The 17,398-nt window shown below is 62.8% G+C and carries 11 protein-coding genes; 8 read left to right on the top strand and 3 right to left on the bottom strand.

The genetic code is table 11. The features are described from left to right. The first annotated feature begins 498 nt into the window (after positions 1-498). From ABD837_RS06570 to ABD837_RS06560, 3 genes are all read left to right on the top strand, one after another. A complete protein-coding gene (locus ABD837_RS06570; protein ID WP_345051849.1) occupies positions 499-1,227 on the top strand; it encodes a L,D-transpeptidase family protein in 729 nt (242 codons plus the stop codon). Positions 1,228-1,308: 81 nt separating this feature from the next. Then, positions 1,309-2,628, top strand: a complete 1,320-nt coding sequence (locus tag ABD837_RS06565; protein ID WP_345051847.1) for a glycosyltransferase family 87 protein — start codon at positions 1,309-1,311, stop codon at positions 2,626-2,628. A gap of 182 nt (positions 2,629-2,810) precedes the next feature. Next, positions 2,811-3,899, top strand: a complete 1,089-nt coding sequence (locus tag ABD837_RS06560) for a WD40 repeat domain-containing protein (protein WP_345051844.1) — start codon at positions 2,811-2,813, stop codon at positions 3,897-3,899. A 169-nt stretch (positions 3,900-4,068) separates the two neighbouring features. Here the strand turns inward: ABD837_RS06560 and ABD837_RS06555 are convergent, their stop codons facing one another. Continuing rightward, a complete protein-coding gene (locus ABD837_RS06555; RefSeq protein WP_345051842.1) occupies positions 4,069-5,490 on the bottom strand; it encodes a DUF5723 family protein in 1,422 nt (473 codons plus the stop codon). A 174-nt stretch (positions 5,491-5,664) separates the two neighbouring features. Here ABD837_RS06555 and meaB point away from each other — a divergent pair, with 174 nt between their 5' ends. The 5 genes from meaB (at position 5,665) to ABD837_RS06530 (ending at position 13,070) form a co-directional block, all read left to right on the top strand. Next, complete coding sequence (gene meaB, locus ABD837_RS06550) at positions 5,665-6,645, top strand: methylmalonyl Co-A mutase-associated GTPase MeaB (RefSeq protein ID WP_345051839.1); 981 nt, start codon at positions 5,665-5,667, stop codon at positions 6,643-6,645. 105 nt (positions 6,646-6,750) lie between these two features. Beyond that, on the top strand, positions 6,751-7,329 hold the full coding sequence (locus tag ABD837_RS06545; RefSeq protein WP_345051837.1) for a tetratricopeptide repeat protein: 579 nt from the start codon (positions 6,751-6,753) through the stop codon (positions 7,327-7,329). Positions 7,330-7,497: 168 nt separating this feature from the next. Then, the gene (locus ABD837_RS06540; RefSeq protein ID WP_345051834.1) at positions 7,498-9,114 is read left to right on the top strand and encodes a S8 family peptidase; all 1,617 of its coding nucleotides are present in this window, start codon (positions 7,498-7,500) and stop codon (positions 9,112-9,114) included. A 189-nt stretch (positions 9,115-9,303) separates the two neighbouring features. Further along, positions 9,304-12,630, top strand: coding sequence for a PAS domain-containing sensor histidine kinase (locus ABD837_RS06535; protein WP_345051831.1), 3,327 nt, complete (start codon positions 9,304-9,306; stop codon positions 12,628-12,630). Between the two features lie 23 nt (positions 12,631-12,653). After that, positions 12,654-13,070 (top strand): response regulator, encoded by a 417-nt coding sequence (locus ABD837_RS06530; protein WP_345051828.1) that lies wholly within the window; start codon positions 12,654-12,656, stop codon positions 13,068-13,070. A 160-nt stretch (positions 13,071-13,230) separates the two neighbouring features. Here the strand turns inward: ABD837_RS06530 and ABD837_RS06525 are convergent, their stop codons facing one another. Together ABD837_RS06525 and ABD837_RS06520 are read right to left on the bottom strand one after the other, a co-directional pair. Next, positions 13,231-14,538, bottom strand: coding sequence for a gliding motility protein GldB-related protein (locus ABD837_RS06525; RefSeq protein ID WP_345051825.1), 1,308 nt, complete (start codon positions 14,536-14,538; stop codon positions 13,231-13,233). 124 nt (positions 14,539-14,662) lie between these two features. Beyond that, complete coding sequence (locus ABD837_RS06520; RefSeq protein ID WP_345051822.1) at positions 14,663-17,290, bottom strand: DUF5916 domain-containing protein; 2,628 nt, start codon at positions 17,288-17,290, stop codon at positions 14,663-14,665. Positions 17,291-17,398: the final 108 nt, after the last annotated feature.

Below are 17,398 nucleotides of genomic sequence, written 5' to 3'. Positions count from 1 at the left end.
GCCAAGCATAGGCTATGCGAAGGTAGCGGGCGGCAGCGGCAGCAGTAGGTACGGCCGCATGAGGGTGGCGCACGGCGGCCATGCGGCCGGGCACGGGGCTGCCCGGGCAAATGGCCGCTTTCGAGCTTAAGCAAGAGCGGGGGAAGCCAGCCAATTAGACTTTACCAAGACGAGAGGTGCGCGGGCGACTTTTGTGCCGTGTATAGTAGGTGTATACTTTGTTCGGACTCGGCTTATAGTAGGCCGCTAGCTGAAAATTGGACGCGAGCGGGAAAGCTCCCGGGAGTTGTCGGCCACCGGCAGGAACGTCCGTCGAGCCACGCCGCTTTGGGCCGGGCCAGCCGCCAGGCAACGGACACGCATTCGCAGAGCCGCCATATCCATCCAACTCCCGGGAGCTTTCCCCGGCCAGCCAAAATATTACTACCCACATACCGTTGTACGCGCATTCTCCATCGTTTCAAAAGATGCCCCATGCTGCGCCGTTTGCCGTGTTATTTGCTGTTGTTGTTTTCCGGGGGGCCACTGCTGGCCCAGTCCTGTACCACCCCCGCTCCCGTAGATAGCAGCGCGGCTTTCTGGCGGCAGCAGCTGCGGTTTCCGCGGGTGCGGGCGGCGCAGGCCACGGCCGGGCCGGTGGTAGCCGGCCGGCTGCGCCGCCGCTACCTCAACCCCGACCGGCTCGAAATCATGTTTCGCCTGCTGAAAACCCACCGCGAGCTGGAAGTGTGGGCACGCAACCGCAACGGCGGGCCGTTTGAGCTACTGCATGCCTACCCGCTGGCCGCTACTTCGGGCACGCTCGGGCCCAAGCGCCGGGCCGGCGACGGCCAGGTGCCGGAAGGATTCTACGAAATCGACCGCTTCAACCCGAAAAGTAATTTTCACCTCTCGCTGGGCCTCAACTACCCCACCGCCGCCGAGCGTACCCTCGGCGAACCCGACCCTGGCGGCGATATTTTTATTCACGGCGGGGAGGTAACCATCGGCTGCATGCCCATCACCGACGCCGGCATCGAGGAAGTGTACCTGCTGGCTGTGCTGGCCCGCGCCGCGGGGCAAGCAGCCATTCCGGTGCACATCTTTCCCTTCCCGATAACTGATGAGGAACTGGCCAAACGGGCCGGCAGCCCCCACCTGGACTACTGGCGCGGGCTGCAGCCGGGCTACGCGTATTTCGAGCAGCACCACGAACCAGCAGCGCCGTCAGCACTGGCGACGCAGTAATGCGAACGTACCGCACCAGGTAGCACGAGCGCAGCGAGTGAACTGCGAGGACGGGGTTGGCCCCGCATAGTCGCTACGCTCGTGTACGCAGCAAAGGCTGCGTGCTACGTGGCGCGCTACTACCTTGCCGGCGTGCCGCGCCTGCTCCTGCTGTTTTTGCTACTGATTGCCGCTTTCCACGCCAGCCGGGTGCTGCGCGAGCCCCGGCCCGGGCCAGACCGGCCCATGGATTTTCGCACCTGTTACGTGGGGCAGCATGTGCTGCGCCACGGCGAAAACCCCTACGACGACGCCACGCTGAAAGCCGGCTGGCAGCGCATTGCCCGGCGCGAGCACCTCGCCAGCCGCACCCAGCCGGGCCTGCCCAACCTGCCGTTCTTGTATCCGCCGTGGGCGGCGGCGCTGTTTGGCGTGTCCGTCGGCCAGGTGCCGTACGCGGTTGCCTGGCCCCTGTGGTACGCCCTGGCGCTGCTGAGCCTGGGGCTGCTGGCAAAGCTTTGGCCCCGAGTGTTGCGGCCTGAAAACGCGCCGGCGGTGCTCTGGTGGGAGTTTCTGCTATTCGCGCTGGCCCTCAAGGGCACGGTGCCGGCCCTGCTTACGGGGCAGCCCACGTTTGCAGCGCTGGCGTTGGGCGTGGGGGCGCTGGCAGTGGCGGGCGGCTCCTGGAAGGCCAACGTAACCGCAGGCAATGCCGCAACGCCGCTGCCCCGGTGGCGGCCGGTGGTGGCGGGGCTGTTGCTAGGGCTGGCTGCTTTTAAAGTCACACTGCTGCTGCCATTCGTGGCGTGGTTTCTTTGGCAGAAGCAATGGCGCGCACTGGTCGTGGCCGCCGCCGTAGTAGGGCTGCTGAGTGCGCTGGCCTGGCATTGGGCTGCCTTTCCTACTGACTTATTGCCGACCTACCAGCACCTGCTGGCGCAGGTACGCGCCCAGTCCTTCGACCCCGCCGACCCCGACTATCCCCTCACCCAGGGCCTGACCCTGCGGCTGGAGCTCGGCAACGTGTTGGAATGGCTGCGGCCTGGCAGCAGCGCCTGGCACCCGTGGCTGCACGGGGCGCTGTGGCTGGCCGCGTTGGGCTGGCTGGCCCGCCAGTGGCAGCGAGGCCAGCGGCTGGCTGGCTGGTATATGTTTCTGGTGGCGGGCACGCTCACGCTGCTTACCACCTACCACCTGTATTACGATGCCGTGCTGCTACTGCCGCTGCTGGCGTTTGCGCGGCATTTATCCCGGCGCGAACAGGGGCTGTTGCTGCTGGCGTTGCTGCCGCTGCTGCTGCCGCTTAATGGGGTTGCGCTGGCGCTCGGCAACCCGGTGGGGCTGCAGTTTCTGTATTTTCTGCCGCCGCTGGGGCTACTGGGCGTGCTGGCACTGCTGCTGGCGCGGCCGGTCAATGGTTAGTTGTCAAAGCGTCATGCTGAGCTTGCCGAAGCATCTCTACCGCAATAGTAAATCTGATTACTTGCGCGGTAGAGATGCTTCGGCAAGCTCAGCATGACGCTCTGACGATGACCTTGTGTCTCTGGACACCGCACGGCACGGTTTTTTCGTTAACCCGCCACATCACCTGTTTTGCTTACCCTATGAAACGCCTGCTCCTTGTCCTGTTGCCGCTACTACTCACCGTAGCCGCCCGTGCCCAGCGCCCCAATGATATCTGGTATTTCGGCCAGCAAGCCGGCCTGACTTTCGGCGAGGGCACGCCCAAGCCCCTGAACGACGGTAAGATGAGCACCTACGAGGGCAGCGCCGTGGCTACTACGGGCAAAGGCGAGCTGCTCTTTTATACCAACGGCGAAACCGTGTGGAACCGCCAGCACCGGGCCATGCCCAACGGCGTGCACCTCATGGGCAGCGGCAGCAGCACTCAGTCGGCCCTCATCGTGCCCGACCCCGGCTCGGGCAACATCTTCTACATCTTCACGGTGGCGCCGCAGGGCACGCCGCAGGGCCTGCGCTATTCCATTGTGGACATGACCCGCGACGATGGCTTCGGCGACCTGCCCCGCGTGAACATGCTGCTCATTCAGCCGGTGGCCGAGAAGCTGGCCGCCGTGCGCCACGCCAATGGCAAGGACGTCTGGATTGTGGCCCACCGCTGGAACTCCAACGCCTTCGTGAGCTACCTGCTCACGGCCGATGGCGTGGCCGGCAAACCCCTGATGAGCAACGTGGGCAGCATGAACGCCGGCCCGGGCCGCAACGCCATTGGCGCGCTTAAGTTCTCGCCCGATGGCAAGCAACTGGCCGCGGCCCTCTGGCGCGAAACCAACCGTTTCGAGCTCTATGATTTCGACCGCAACACCGGCAAGGTGAGCAACCCCAGCAGCTTCGGCCCCTTCGCCGAGGCCTACGGCGTTGAGTTTTCGCCCGATGGCAGCAAGCTCTACGGCACCTGCAACGGCGTGGGCGGTGGCGGAACCCAAATCTGGCAGTTCGACCTCAAAACCAAAACCAAAACCCTGGTGGGCAAGTCGGCCAACCGCAAAATCGGCGCCCTGCAGCTGGGGCCCGACGGCCGCATCTACGTGGCGCGCGAAGACAACCCCAACCTTGGCGTCATCGAGTTGCCCAATGCCCTGGGCAAGGACTGCAAATACGTGGACGAAGGCCTGAAGCTGGGCGGCCGCCGCAGCAAGCTAGGCCTGCCGGCGTTCGTGGTGAACCCGTAGTCGATAAGGAAGTCGAGAAAACAACGTCATGTCGAGCGCAGCCGAGGCATCTCGCGTGGGGTAGTAATCCTGATGAATGGATTTACTCACCCCACGCGAGATGCCTCGGCTACGCTCGGCATGACGGTCTATTTTAATTCTTCCAGCTGCCAATCGACAGCCGGGCCTCCTACTTCTCCCCGCCTATTTTGAAGCGCAGGAAACCGAAGGCCGCCGAGTAGTAGGGGTTCTTCTCGCTGATATAGCCCAGTACGTCGCGTGAGCTAACGCCGATGTCCCACACCGAGGACACGAAGGTGAGGCCCAGCGGCAGGCTGGCGCCGTAGCCCGCGCCGCCGCTCACGCCGCTGCTCACACGGAGCCAGCCCAGCGGCTTCGCATCGAAGCCCAGGCCGATGAAGGGCGCGGTGAGGTTGCCGGCCACCTTGTTAAGGGGCGCGGTGTAGTCGATGCCCGCTTCGAAGATGCTGCTGATGCGCACGCCCACGCCCAAACGCAGCTTGGCCGGCAGGTCGGCGGTGCGCTCCTGAGCCGCTTGGTAGCTGAACAGGTTGGTCTGGTCGGTATTGAATTGGTCGACCAGTTCCTTGAACACGTCGTAGCTCTGGATGCCGGTCGAGGACGTTGCCTGGAGCTTTTGGTCGCTGGCCGTTACCACGTTGCCGGTCCAGGTCATCGTGCCCAGTTCGGTCACCGACGCCCCCACCCGCACCACTTTGCCAATTTCGAAGGCCAGGCCCCCGTCGTAGCCGTTGCCGTGGCCTACGGGCTGCAACGCCGAGCCGGTTTTGGCGTTGAACTGGGGGCTGCTAGCCAGCGCGCCGTAGTCGATGCTGAACAGCGGCGACAGCGCCGAATAGGCTGACAGGTTGCCGCTGCTGGCCCGCACATCGGCCACGCCCAGGCCCTGAATGTAGCGGTAGCCCGCTCCTACCGAGGCCTTGAACATTGGCTGGTCAATCACGCGCACGCCGTAGGCGATGTTGTACTCGCTGGTAAACGCCAGCTGGATGGAAGTGCCGTCGAGGAAGTTAGACACCAGCGGCGGGGGCAGCGTGCCGGCCCCGCCGCCGCTGGGGTAGTAGGGCTGCAGGCTGGCGGCATACTGGCCGTTCACGAGCACATCGGCGGCGTTGTGGTTGAGGGCCACGTGCGTGTTCAGGCGCACGCGGTTGCTGAAAGCCACTCCACCCAGGCCGCTGGGCAGGGTGATGGACACGCCCAGGGTGGTGGCGTCGAAGTTTATGTTCAGGGCATTTTCACCCTCGAAGCCGGCCACCAGCTGGGCTTTTTCGGCGGGCCCGATGGGCTGGTTGCCATCGAAAATAATGTGCTTAAGCAGCGTTTTGCTGAGGCTGCGCGAGGCCAGGCCCGCCCCGGCTTCGCCCACGGTAAGGGCCACCACTGCCTCACCGGGCCGCCCCAGGTTGGCCGGGTTAACGCCAATTGCCTGATAGTCCTGCGCAAACGTGTTGACGACCCCGCCCCGGCCGGTGGCCGAGAAGTTGCTTAATTCGTTCTGGGCGCGGGCGGCAAGTGGCAGGGCAAGTCCAGCGGCCAGCAGCGAAATGGAAACAGCAGAAACTTTCATAGCAATGAGTAGCGCCGGCAAGGGCAGCGCCGCTACACAAAAGAACGCCTCTTGGCCGAAGCCGCCAACTTGCGTCGGCCAAAACGAGGATAAAGTCGGCCGATGCAGGCAGGCACAACAACCGAGGCCGCTAACCCGCGTTCTTTGCAATCCCACGCTCAACCGAATAGTCCCTTGCCTCCTTCCCGCCTTTCTGCCGCCGAGTATGCTGCCGGTATCCGGGCCGGCTCCCGCACCGTGCTGGGCCGCGCCATCACGCTGGTCGAAAGCACGCTGCCCACCGACCAGGCCCTGGCGCAGCAAGTGCTGCAGGAAATTCTGCCTGACACCGGCCGCAGCCTGCGGGTGGGCATCACGGGCGTGCCGGGCGTGGGCAAAAGCACGTTTATTGAGGCACTGGGCCGGCACTTGGTCGAAACCAAGGGCCTGAAGCTGGCCGTGCTGGCCGTGGACCCCAGCAGCCAGCGCGGCGGCGGCAGCATTCTGGGCGACAAAACGCGCATGCCGTGGCTGGCGGCCCAGCCGGCGGCCTTCATTCGGCCCTCGCCGGCCGGCCGCAACCTGGGTGGCGTGGCCCGCGCCACCCGCGAAGCCCTGCTGCTGTGCGAAGCAGCTGGCCACGACGTCATCATCGTGGAGACCGTGGGCGTGGGCCAGTCCGAAACGACCGTGCACGGCCTCGTCGATTTTTTCCTGCTGCTGATGCTGGCCGGGGCCGGCGACGAGCTGCAAGGGGTGAAGCGCGGCATCATGGAAATGGCCGACGCCCTGTGCATCACCAAGGCCGACCACGGCAACGAGCAGGCGGCCCGCCGCGCCCGCATCGACTACCTGAGCGCGCTGCACCTGTTTCCGGCCCCGCCCTCGGGGCAGGTGGTGCCGGTACTGCTCACCTCATCAGTGGCCGGTACTGGCATCGCCGAGGTGTGGCAAACCATCGAGGATTATGCGGCCGCCACCCGGGCCAGTGGCTATTTTGCGCAGCGGCGGCAGCAGCAGCAGCTGCAGTGGCTGCACCAAAGCGTAGCTCAGGCCCTGGAAGCCCGGTTTTACGCCGACCCGGCCGTGCGCGAGCGGCTGCCCGGCGTGCAAGTAGCCGTGGCCAGTGGGCAACTCACGCCGTGGGCGGCGGCTGAGGAGCTCTTGGGGCTTTAAGAGTCGATGGCATCCATCAGCTTTGTAATGAACAGGCAGCGCTTATACATTATAACCTACTTCTGAAGTAGGCTAATTAAACAGTCTTTTTGCTTTGTACGCTAGATGGAGTATTCATTACCCGCAGAATTGATTCCAGCATTTGATGCACATTTTGAGAAAGGCCATCAACTGTTACAATCAGTTATCATTTTGCATGGCGCAAGTGTACGCAAGCCCGGTTTCTGGGCTAAACGAAAGGGCAGGCAAGCCATCACTGAGTTTCAAAAGTGCCTGAAACTCGTGCCACACCATTGGCCGACACTTTGGTTATTGGGGAAAGCGTATCAAGGATTAGGGGAACATAGCACTGCTTTAAGGTGCTTCGTGCAAGCTTATGACCAGCAACCAAACAGTGCCGATGTTGTGCGTGAAGCGTCCATTGCTGCAATGGATTCTGGTCAACCCGTTGTTGCAGCTGAATACTCTGCTATTGCGTTGGCTTTAGCCCCACACGACGCGGGTCTATTATGTAACCACGCCGTGAACTTACTTGTGGCAGGGAAAGACCATGCTGCGTTAGAGTTCATTCAACAAGCCGTCAACTTAGCACCAGAAGACCCAATTAATCAGCATGCTTATAAACTAATTCAAGAAGTGACAAGCGGCACAAGTAAGCGCCCAACTTGGCAAGAGATAAATTGACAGCTCCATGAATCAATGCACAATACTGGTCGCTAAATTCATTAAGTGCCTGTAACCTTTACTTACACCTCGGTTCCTTAGGCGTTGCTAAAGCGTGAATAGCTTCGCAACTGGCTTTATCTTCGCTACCAAGCTTACCGGCCTTCGGCAGCTTTTTTCTGCTTGCATATGCAGCTCTCCTTCTCCCGCCTGGCCATGCTCGGCCTGTTATCCCTCGCTTCGCTGGCCGCCCGCGCCCAGGACCCACTCACGCCTGAGCAAATTCGCCGCTGGCAACTCCTCGATTTCAAGCTCGACGGCGTGCCCGGCATCAGCGCCGACCGGGCGTACCGCGAGCTGCTGGCGGGCCGCACCGCCACGCCCGTGCTGGTAGCCGTCATTGACTCGGGCATCGACTCGACCCACGAGGACTTGAAGCCGATTTTCTGGCGCAACCTGCGCGAAACCGCCGGCAACCAACTCGACGACGACCACAACGGCTACGCCGACGACGCGCGCGGCTGGAGCTTTCTGGGCGGCACCGACGGCCGCAACATCGCCGTCGAAACCCTGGAGCAAACCCGCATCTACGCCCGCTACCGGGCCCAGTTCGAAGGCAAGACCCGCAAGCAGTTGCCAGCGGCCGAGCGCGAAACCTATGACCTGTACCAGCGGGCCAAGGCGTCGTATGAGAAGGACAAGCAGGCCGAGCAAACCCGCTACGCCCGCATGACCGACGCCCAAACCCAGAACGCGGCCGTGTTCGAGCGCTTGAAACAGGCCTTGGGCACGACCACGCTCGACTCGGCCACGCTCCGCCGCGCCGCCGGCCGGGCCGACCTGCCCGAGGCCGGCGCCACCCACGCGTACTTGCGCCGCGCCGGCCTGGCCAGCGCCGAAGAAGCCAGCCAGAGCCTGAACGAAGCTGTGGGCCGCTCGCGCAAGCGCCTCGAGATGAGCCTCAACCCCGATTACAACCCGCGCGCCCTGGTGGGCGACCACGTCGACGACCTCACCGAAACCCGCTACGGCAACCCCGACACCCAGGGCCCCGACGCCGGCCACGGCACCCACTGCGCGGGCATTATTGGCGGGGTGCGCGGCAACGGGCGCGGGGCCGACGGCGTAGCCGATGCCGTGCGCATCATGAGTGTGCGCTCGACGCCCAGCGGCGACGAGCGCGACAAGGACGTGGCCAATTCTATCCGCTACGCGGTGGATAATGGGGCCCAGATTATCAGCATGAGCTTTGGCAAAGACTTTTCGCCCGAAAAAACGGTGGTGGATGCCGCTATGCGCTACGCCGCCCAGAAGGGCGTGCTGCTGGTGCACGCCGCCGGCAACAGCGGCGACAACACCGACCAGACCACGCACTTCCCTTCCACGCAATACCTGGGCGGCGAAGACATCCCGAACCTGCTGACGGTGGGCGCCAGCAGCCGCCAGAACACGCCGGAGCTGGCCGCCAGCTTCTCGAACTACGGCCGCAAAACGGTGGACGTGTTCGCCCCCGGCGTGGCCATTTATTCGTCTACGCCCGGCAACACCTACGCCACCTTCAGCGGCACGAGCATGGCTGCGCCGGTGGTGGCGGGCGAAGCAGCGGTGCTCAAGGCCTACTTCCCGCAGCTAACGGCCGCGCAGCTCAAGCAGATTATTATGCAATCCGCGGTGCCCTATCACACGCAGGTGCAGCAGCCGGGCAGCAAGAAAATGGTTGATTTCGCCACGCTTTCGCGCACCGGCGGCATCGTGAACCTGTACGAAGCCGTGAAACTAGCCCAGCAGCTGACGGTGGTGAAGTAACGGCGCGCGCAGCCTGCCGTTGGCTTTTTCGCAACGCTCTGAGCACCGCACACGTTGGCGAGTGGCGGCTAAAAAAGGCGTTGCGGGTCGCACGTTTCGTGTTTGCTGCATGTCTGGCTACGGTTCAGGTTGCTGATACTGGCCACGACACCGTGGTGCGTAACTTCGGGCGTCTTACTCTCTTTTGTTATGCCTGACTCTGTGGCTTCGGCTCTGCCCACCGACGACCTGCTGCACGCCGTGCTCGACGTTTCGCTCTCGGGCATCAACCTGCTCCGCCCCATCTATGCGGCCGAGGGCAGCGAGTTGGTCGACTTTTCCGTGGATTACCTCAACCCGGTAGCGCAGCAGCTGACGGGCCTGGCCGAGCAGCCGGGCGGCACCATCCGTTCGCGCTTTCCCGACACGTTCGCCAACGGAACCTTCGATTTTTACCGACGCGTGTTCGAGACGGGCAAAGCGGGGCAATACGACCTTCACTACCAGGCCGACGGGTTCGACAACTACCTCCACATAGCCGCCCGGCGGCACGGAGAGCGGTTGGTTGTGAGTTTTCTGGACGCGGAAACCTATGTACGCACCGGCGTGGAAACAGCTCTGCGCGAAAGCCAGGCCCGCGAGCAGGCCGCGCGCGCCGAGGCCAGGGCGCGGCAAGACACAGTGTCAAACGTTCTGGAGCAAGCTCCGGTGGCCATTGCCATTCTCATGGGCCCTGCCCACATCGTAACTTTTGCCAACCCCCGGATGGAAGAAATCTGGGGCCGGCCAGTGGGCCCGCTGCTCAACCGACCGCACTTTAAGGCGCTGCCCGACCTGGCCGGGCAGGGCTTTGAGGCCATTTTTGCCGAGGTGTACGATACCGGCCAGCCCTTCCGTTTGCAGGAGCAGTTGGTACGGGTGAGCCGCCACGACACCGGGCTGCTGGCCGAAGGCTACTTTAATATTGTGTACCAGCCGTTGCGCGACGGGCAGGGCCGCATCACGGGCATCATTGCCTCGGCGGTGAAAGTAACCGACCAGGTACTGGCGCGCCAGCAAGTGCAGCAGCTGAACGAGGAACTAGAGATGCGCGTGACGGCCCGCTCGGCCGAAGCCCGCGCGGCCCTGCACGAAGCCGAACACCAGCGCGAGCAGGCCCGCCTGCAGCAAGCCATGCTGAGCCAGATTCTGGGGCAGGTGCCGGCCGCTATTGCCACGCTCGTAGGCCCGGAGCACCGCTTTGCTTTTTTCAACGACAGCTACCAGGCATTTGCGGCAGGCCGCGCCCAACAAGGCCAAACCGCGGCCGAGGCCCTTCCGGAAGTGGTGGAGCAGGGCTTTATTGCGCTACTCGACCAGGTATACGCCACCGGCCAGCCCTTCATCGGCACCGAAACGCTGATTATGCTGGACAATGATGCGACCGGGCAGGCCGAACAGCGCTACGTTGATTTTATCTATCAGCCCCTGCTGGATGGCCAGCAGCAGCCGCAGGGCATCCTGGCCTTTATTCTGGACGTGACGGAGAAGGTGCGGGCCCGCAAGCAGGCCGAAACCCTGCAAACGGCCATGATGAGCGTGCTCAAGCGCCAGGCCCAGGCCCGGCAGGACCTGTTCCAGATATTTGAGCAAACCCCGGCCGCCATTGTGCTGCTGCGCGAACCCGACCACCGCATCGACTATTTCAACCCGGCGTTTGCCGAGTTGTTTCCGCCCGAGCAGTGGGCCGGCCCGCTGCAGGGCCACACCATTGCCGAAGTGTACCCGCGCGTGAAGCTGGCGGGGCTGGTGAAGCTGCTGGACCGGGTTTTCCTGACGGGCGAAAGCGAGATAGTAACGGAAATGCCGCTGGTCGAGCTGCAGCCCGGCAGCCCGCGCTACGTCACGTTCACCTACCAGGCTTACCGCGAGCAGGGCCGCATCGTGGGCGTGGCAGCCCTGGTGTACGACGTAACCGAACAGGTACTGGCCCGCCGCCACACCGAGGCGCTGCAGGCCGAGCTACTCGCCCGCGCCCGCCAGCAGCTGCAGGAGCGGGAAGGTTTCTACGATATTTTTGACCAGGCCCCCGCGCTCATTCAGTTTCTGCGGGCCCCCGCCCACCGCATTGAGTACGTTAATGCCGCTTACCAACGGCTTTTTGCAGGTCGGGAGCTGGTGGGCATGAACCTGGCCGTTGCCCTGCCCGAACTGGAAGAACAAGGCTTCATTGCCCTGCTAAACCAGGTGTACCAGACCGGCGAAACGTATTTTGGCGTGGAACTGCCTTTTACCGTGCCCGCCGTGGCCGACCAGCCGCCCCGGCTCGCCTATTTCACCTTCGTATACCAGGCCTACCGCCAGAACGGGCAAGTGGCCGGCATCTCTGTCTTTGCCTTCGAAGCAACGGAGCAGGTACTGGCCCGTCAGCAGCGCGATGCCCAGCAGGCCGAGCTCCAGCGGGTATTCGCCCAGGCCCCGGTACCCATTACCATTCTGCGCGGCCCCCAGCACATTGTGGAGCTGGCCAACGCGGCCGTTGCCAGAATATGGGGCCGGCCGGCAGCGCAGGTAGTGGGCCGGCCGTATTTCGAGGCTTTGCCGGAAACCGCGGGCCAGGGCTTCGAAGAGATTTTGGCCAATGTGCTGCGTACCGGCCAGCCGCACGCGGTAACCGAAGCCCCGGTGCTGTTGCCCCAACCCGGCACCGACGAGCGGCGGCAGGGCTACGTCAACTTCGCATTTCAGCCCCTTTTCGACGACCAGCAGCGCACCACCGGGCTCATGGCCATGGGCGTAGAGGTAACCGACCAGGTGCTGGCCCGCCAGCAGGTGCAGGCCGCCAACACCGAGCTGCACGATGCCAACCAGCGCCTCTCGCGCACCAACTCCGACCTGGACACGTTCGTGTACACGGCCTCCCACGACCTGAAAGCGCCTATTTCTAACATCGAAGGCCTGCTGATGGCGCTGCGCCACGACCTACCCGCCGCCGTATTGGAGCAGGGCATGATATCCCGCCTGCTCGACCTGATGCAGGGTTCGGTGACGCGCTTCCAGCAAACCATTGGCCACCTCACCGACATTGCGCAGCTGCAGCAGGCCGAAGCCGCTGAAACCGTGGATTTGGCGGCCCTCATCCGGAACGTGCAGCTGGATTTGGCCCCGCTTATTGAAGCCGCGTCGGCCCGGCTCACCATTGGCGTAGCCGGCTGCGAAACCGTGCGCGTGGCCCCCAAAACCCTGCGCTCGGTGGTGTACAACCTGCTCAGCAACGCCGTAAAATACCGCGCTCCCGGCCGAGCGGCCGAGGTGCAGCTGCGTGCTCAGTGCACTGCCCAAAGCGTGGTGCTCGAAGTGCAGGACAACGGCTTAGGGCTGAGCGAAGCGCAGCAGGGCCAGCTCTTCGGCATGTTTCGCCGGCTGCACACCCACGTCGAAGGCTCGGGGGTGGGCCTTTTCATGGTGAAGCGCCTCGTTGAAAACGCTGGCGGCACCATTGTTGTGAGCAGCCAGCCCGATACGGGTACTACATTTACCGTAACGCTGCCCGCTTAAGCGGGTTTTTTCCCCAATTTGCTATGGAAAAGCTCTCCAGCGTGCTGCTGGTCGACGACGACACGACCAACAATTTTTTGAACGAGTTGCTGTTTCAGCAGCTCAACGTAACCGACCGCCTACTTACCGCTGAGGACGGAGCCCGGGCGCTGGACCTCATCGAAAATGCCGCCGGCACCGACCAGCCTGCCCTCATCCTGCTCGATGTGAACATGCCCGGCATGGGCGGCATCGAGTTTCTGGAGGCCTACCGGCAGCTTCCGCAGCCCGAGCGCCGGGCCACGGTCATCATCATGCTCACCACCACCATGGACGCCCGCGACCTGAGCCGCCTCGAAGAGCTCAACATCGCCGGCCTGGTGAGCAAGCCGCTCACCAAGGAGAAAATCGACAGCATTTTGCAGCTGCACTTCCAGCGCCAACTGCCGGTAGAGGCATAAGGCACTATTGTTAAATGGAACGTCATGCAGAGCGCAGCGAAGCATCTCGCCCGCAACCACTAATCCCATCAAGTGGATTGCGTTGCGCGGGCGAGATGCTTCGCTGCGCTCTGCATGACAGGCTGGTTCCTGGTGTTCCGAATCCGCAGGCAACTTCCCGCTACCGGGTAGCCAGCTTCGCCTCGTAGCGGCTCGCAGCCAGAAAGGCGGGGTAGTCGCTGATATTTAGAATGTCGTGCACGGCCTGCTTTTTATCAGTCTGCTCTTCGTAATAAGCCTGGCAGATGCGGTAGCCCACGTAATAGCCGAGGTCGCCGGGCTTCTCTTCGGTTTCCTGGGTGCCTCCGTTGGCAATCCAGTTGTTCCAGTTGGTGCCGTCCATCTCCTTTGTGAAATCGGCCCACACTTGCTTTTCGTGGGCATCGCCGTAGGTGTAATAGCGCGAAGTGGGCCGGCAGCCGGTGGTAAGCTCCGCCAGAAAATCGGCCATGCCTTCGTTGATGGCGCCGCGCAGCAATGTGGAGGGCCCACCCTTTTTCTGGAGGTAGTGGACCTGCTCGTGGGCCACAATGTCGGGCAACGTTTCGATGGGGCCCAGCGTGTTGCGCTCCCACAGGCTAAGCTCGCCGCGGGGCGTGTCGGGCGCCCCGCTCATTTGGTCGGTGCCGATGAGCATGCCGTGCTGCGAGGCCGTGCCGCCGGAATTGAAGCGGCCAATTACGAAGTACACCGGCGGAAACTCAGCCGCTGGGTATAGCTCCTTCATTTTACGGAACCCGGCCCGGATTTGCGCCGTCATGGCCGCCACGCGCTGCGTGTTGGGCCGGATGCTGCGGTAGAAGTCCTTCTTGGCTTCTTGGTTCTGCACGAACAGTTTCGTGTCCTTGATTTTCAGCTCGTAGTAGTCCTGCAAGCCCACCGAGCCCTTGTCGAAATATTCCTGGTCGTAGATGGCCACAGCGCGGTCGGGCTGCCGTTGGGCATGGTCGTAGGCCCGCCAGAACCGGTCGATGTCGGCCGTCACAAGCAGGGCTTTTTCGGGGTCGGTGGGCACGGTTTCGGGGTGGGCTGCCAGCCGGCGCAGCAGCTGCTGGTAGCGCGGGGTGGCGCGCAGGCTGGCCAGGTCCGTATCGGATTGAATCTGGCTGGCGTCGCGGTAGCCGGCTTTCACCGCCGCTTCCAGCTCGCGCAGGGCAAGGTCGGTTTGGCCGACCAGGGCCCGGCAGCAGGCCGAGTTGTAGTGGGCGTTGCCCCGGCCGGTAGCAAAGCGCGCCCGCTGGCCCAGCATTTCGTAGCGCTCGGCCGCAAACACGTAGCCTTTGGCCTGGTAGGCCGAGTCGGCAGCGGCTTCGAGCTGCCGCAAGCTTTTAGGCGATACCGACACCGGCACCTGCGCCTGAACGGCTACCGGGACAAGAACACCGCCCAACACGGCGGCTGTGCAGATTGCAGAAAGGAAGGATTTCATAAACAGCAGAAAATGTTGAAAGGCAAAAAACGCAGTTTTTGAAATAAGAAATTGAAACGTCATGCCTCGGCTGCGCTCGGCCTGACGTTTCAATTTACGCATTGCCTATGGCCCATTCCCGCCCCTACCCGCGCCGCGGGCGCAGGGCCAGGTAATCGAGGTAGTAGAGCACCTTGATGGACACGTTGTTGTTGTGCGGCGTGTTGATGGTATTGTTCAGGTTATCGAAGTAGAGCGGCGTGGCCTCGTTGGCCCTGAAGAACGAAGCACTGGCGTTTTTCCACACCACACTCACCTGCGAGCCGGGTGCAAACCACCACGAGTACACCGCGTCGATGTTGAAGGCATTGAAGGTATTGTCGCGGTTGCGCTGGTAGGCAGGCTCGGGAGTTTCCCGGCCGTCGGGGTGCAGGCGGGCGTAGTCGCGGTAGTGCACGTTGCTCACGTAGTGCCGCAGGCGAATGTTGAACGACATGCGGTTGGTGAAGGTGTAAGTAGCCGTGGCCGTGTTAGTGATGGTGGCCACGTCGCGGCGGCCCAGCAACGGGTCCACGGTGCGGCCGTCGCTCAGGTAGCCGCCAAAGTGCCGGGCCGTGGGCGCATCCAGCGAATCGGTTTTGCTCAGCTCGCCCGCGAAGCCAATCTGCTTAAATACCTGGTTGAAGCCCAGCGAATACACAAAGCTCAGCTTGTCGTTCACCCGGTAGCGCGGGCCCAGCGTAATGGAATAGGTGTGGCGGCCGGTGCGGTCGCCGTCGGTGGCAAACCAGCGGGCACCGTAGTTGAGGTCCCAGGCAAATTTCTTGCGGTAGTCCGACGAGAAGAACCCGTTCAGGCCGGTAGTGGCAGGCTTGCGCACGTAGTAGCGGCCCAGTGGCGCGCGGCGCGGGTCGAAATAGTCGTGCGTCGTCGGCTGGGCATCGAAGTTGATGCCCAGGGTGAGGAAGCTCTTGGTGATGGTGGTGTTGGCGCCGGCGTAAAAGCCCGCGTCCTGGTACAGCCGGGGCTGCTCGAGCAGCGAATAGGAAACGGAAGCGTAGGAATTCAGGCGGTTGAGCTTCCAGAAGGGCTGGTAGATGCTATACCCCACGTTGGCCGACTGCGAGATGCTGTTGTTGGAAAACAGCAGGCCCAAATCGTTGGGGTTATAGGAATGCGACTCGATGCCGTGGTCGATGCTCCAGGTGAATTTGCCCGAGACTTTGCCAAAGTTCAGGTAGTATTTGTAGCCGTTCTGGTCGTTGATTTCCTCGTTGCGCCCAAAGGTCTGGCCTCGGCGGCGCGAGTACACCAGGCTCCCATTCACGGCGTAGCTGTTGGCCTTGTTGGCGAATTTGAACAGGCCGCCGGTTACATTAGCGTCGTAGGTGCTGCCGGCCCGGGTCACGTTGGTGTTCACCAGGCTCACATAAGAGTTATTTTTCAGGCTCTGGTCGAGCACCACAATGTTGTAGTTGGTGAAGGGCTGCGTAAGCACATCGCGCCGTGCGCCGGTGGTGCTGTCCTGCACCGTGGCATACACGTCGTTGCTGATGGCATTAAAGACGCCCACGCCCAGCCCCGCGCTGGTGCGCCCCGACACCTTGGTGGCATTCAGCAGCCGCGTGATGCCGGGGTTCTGCACCACAAACTCGCCGGCGTGACGCTTGCCGTCGGTGCCCATCGCGCCGGTTCGCAGCTGGCCATCTACCCCATAAAAGCCGATGGGCTGCGCCCCCACCCGGCGCGAATAAAACAACCCGCCTTTGTTGAACAGCTCGGTGCCTTCGGTAAAAAAGCCCCGGTTCTCGTTGTACTGCACCTCAAACGGCGACAGGTTGAGCACCTGGTTGTCGCTCTGCACCTGCCCGAAATCGGGCACCAGCGTGGCATCTAGCGTAAAGCTCTCGTTGATGCCCCACTTCACGTCGGCCCCGCCGTTGAAGCTGGTGGTGGCGTTTTTCTGGCCCGCTACGTTGTAGGGGTAGTGGTTCACGTAGGTACTCACGTAGGGCGTGAGCGAGAGGCGCAGCGGCGGTTTCAGGTTGCGCAGGCCCGTAAGCTGGCCCCACTGGTTCACAAAGCCGTCGACCTGGGGCCTGATTTCGTTCCAGAAAAACTTCTGGCGCGAGCTGCGCCGCTGGCGGGCAAAGTTGATGCCCCAAACCTGCTCGGCTGCCGAGCTAAAGCGAATGGCCGAAAACGGAATGCGCAGCTCGGCCACCCAGTCGGTGCCCCGCATCACGGTGCGCGACTCCCACACAGCGTTCCAGGCGCCGTCTTCGCCGTTGGTGGGCGAGGTGCGGGCATCGACCTGCACGCCGCCCGAACTCACCAGAAATTCGTAGCCGTTGAGCTGGTCGTTGTAGGTATCGATGAACACGCCGAACCAGTCGGTATTGCCAAAATCGTCGCGGGCGCTGAGCTGGTGCAGAATCGAGTCCGGCGACACGTCGTGCATCACCGCCCCAATGTAGAGCGCGGCATCATCGTAGAGCACGCGCACTTCGGTTTTATGCTTTTCGATGGGGCCCGGTGTGGGCTCGTTTTCATAGAAATCGGTGGCGATGGGGGCCGTCTGCCACACCGCCTCGTCGAGCACGCCATCCATCTTGGGCGCGCTGGTGCTAATGCGCACGGCCTGCAGCTGGCGCTTGGGCGCGGGCTTGGCCAAATTCAGCTGCACAGCGGCAGGGGCCTCAGCGGCCGGCGTCTGGGCGTGGGCGTAGCCCGTCAGATACAGCAGCCAACAAACAAGTAGAAAACGGCACATATAATTAACCCGAATAATAAGACCTTCGGAGGGGCCAAGAGATGCAGAACAAGGGCCAATAGTTGCTTGCCACCGCCCAGAATTCACAGTTTGTTCATATGTGCTGCT

This window comes from Hymenobacter glaciei (genome assembly GCF_039539585.1).
Lineage (GTDB): Bacteria > Bacteroidota > Bacteroidia > Cytophagales > Hymenobacteraceae > Hymenobacter > Hymenobacter glaciei.
This window is presented reverse-complemented; position numbering and strand designations above follow the sequence as displayed.

What these genes read in the sequence shown, in the direction of transcription:
- ABD837_RS06520 (WP_345051822.1), bottom strand. Translation starts at nt 17,290, where the DNA reads ATGTGCCGTTTTCTACTTGTTTGTTGGCTGCTGTATCTGACGGGCTAC.
- ABD837_RS06545 (WP_345051837.1), top strand. Translation starts at nt 6,751, where the DNA reads ATGGAGTATTCATTACCCGCAGAATTGATTCCAGCATTTGATGCACAT.
- ABD837_RS06525 (WP_345051825.1), bottom strand. Translation starts at nt 14,538, where the DNA reads ATGAAATCCTTCCTTTCTGCAATCTGCACAGCCGCCGTGTTGGGCGGT.
- ABD837_RS06540 (WP_345051834.1), top strand. Translation starts at nt 7,498, where the DNA reads ATGCAGCTCTCCTTCTCCCGCCTGGCCATGCTCGGCCTGTTATCCCTC.
- ABD837_RS06530 (WP_345051828.1), top strand. Translation starts at nt 12,654, where the DNA reads ATGGAAAAGCTCTCCAGCGTGCTGCTGGTCGACGACGACACGACCAAC.
- ABD837_RS06535 (WP_345051831.1), top strand. Translation starts at nt 9,304, where the DNA reads ATGCCTGACTCTGTGGCTTCGGCTCTGCCCACCGACGACCTGCTGCAC.
- ABD837_RS06560 (WP_345051844.1), top strand. Translation starts at nt 2,811, where the DNA reads ATGAAACGCCTGCTCCTTGTCCTGTTGCCGCTACTACTCACCGTAGCC.
- ABD837_RS06555 (WP_345051842.1), bottom strand. Translation starts at nt 5,490, where the DNA reads ATGAAAGTTTCTGCTGTTTCCATTTCGCTGCTGGCCGCTGGACTTGCC.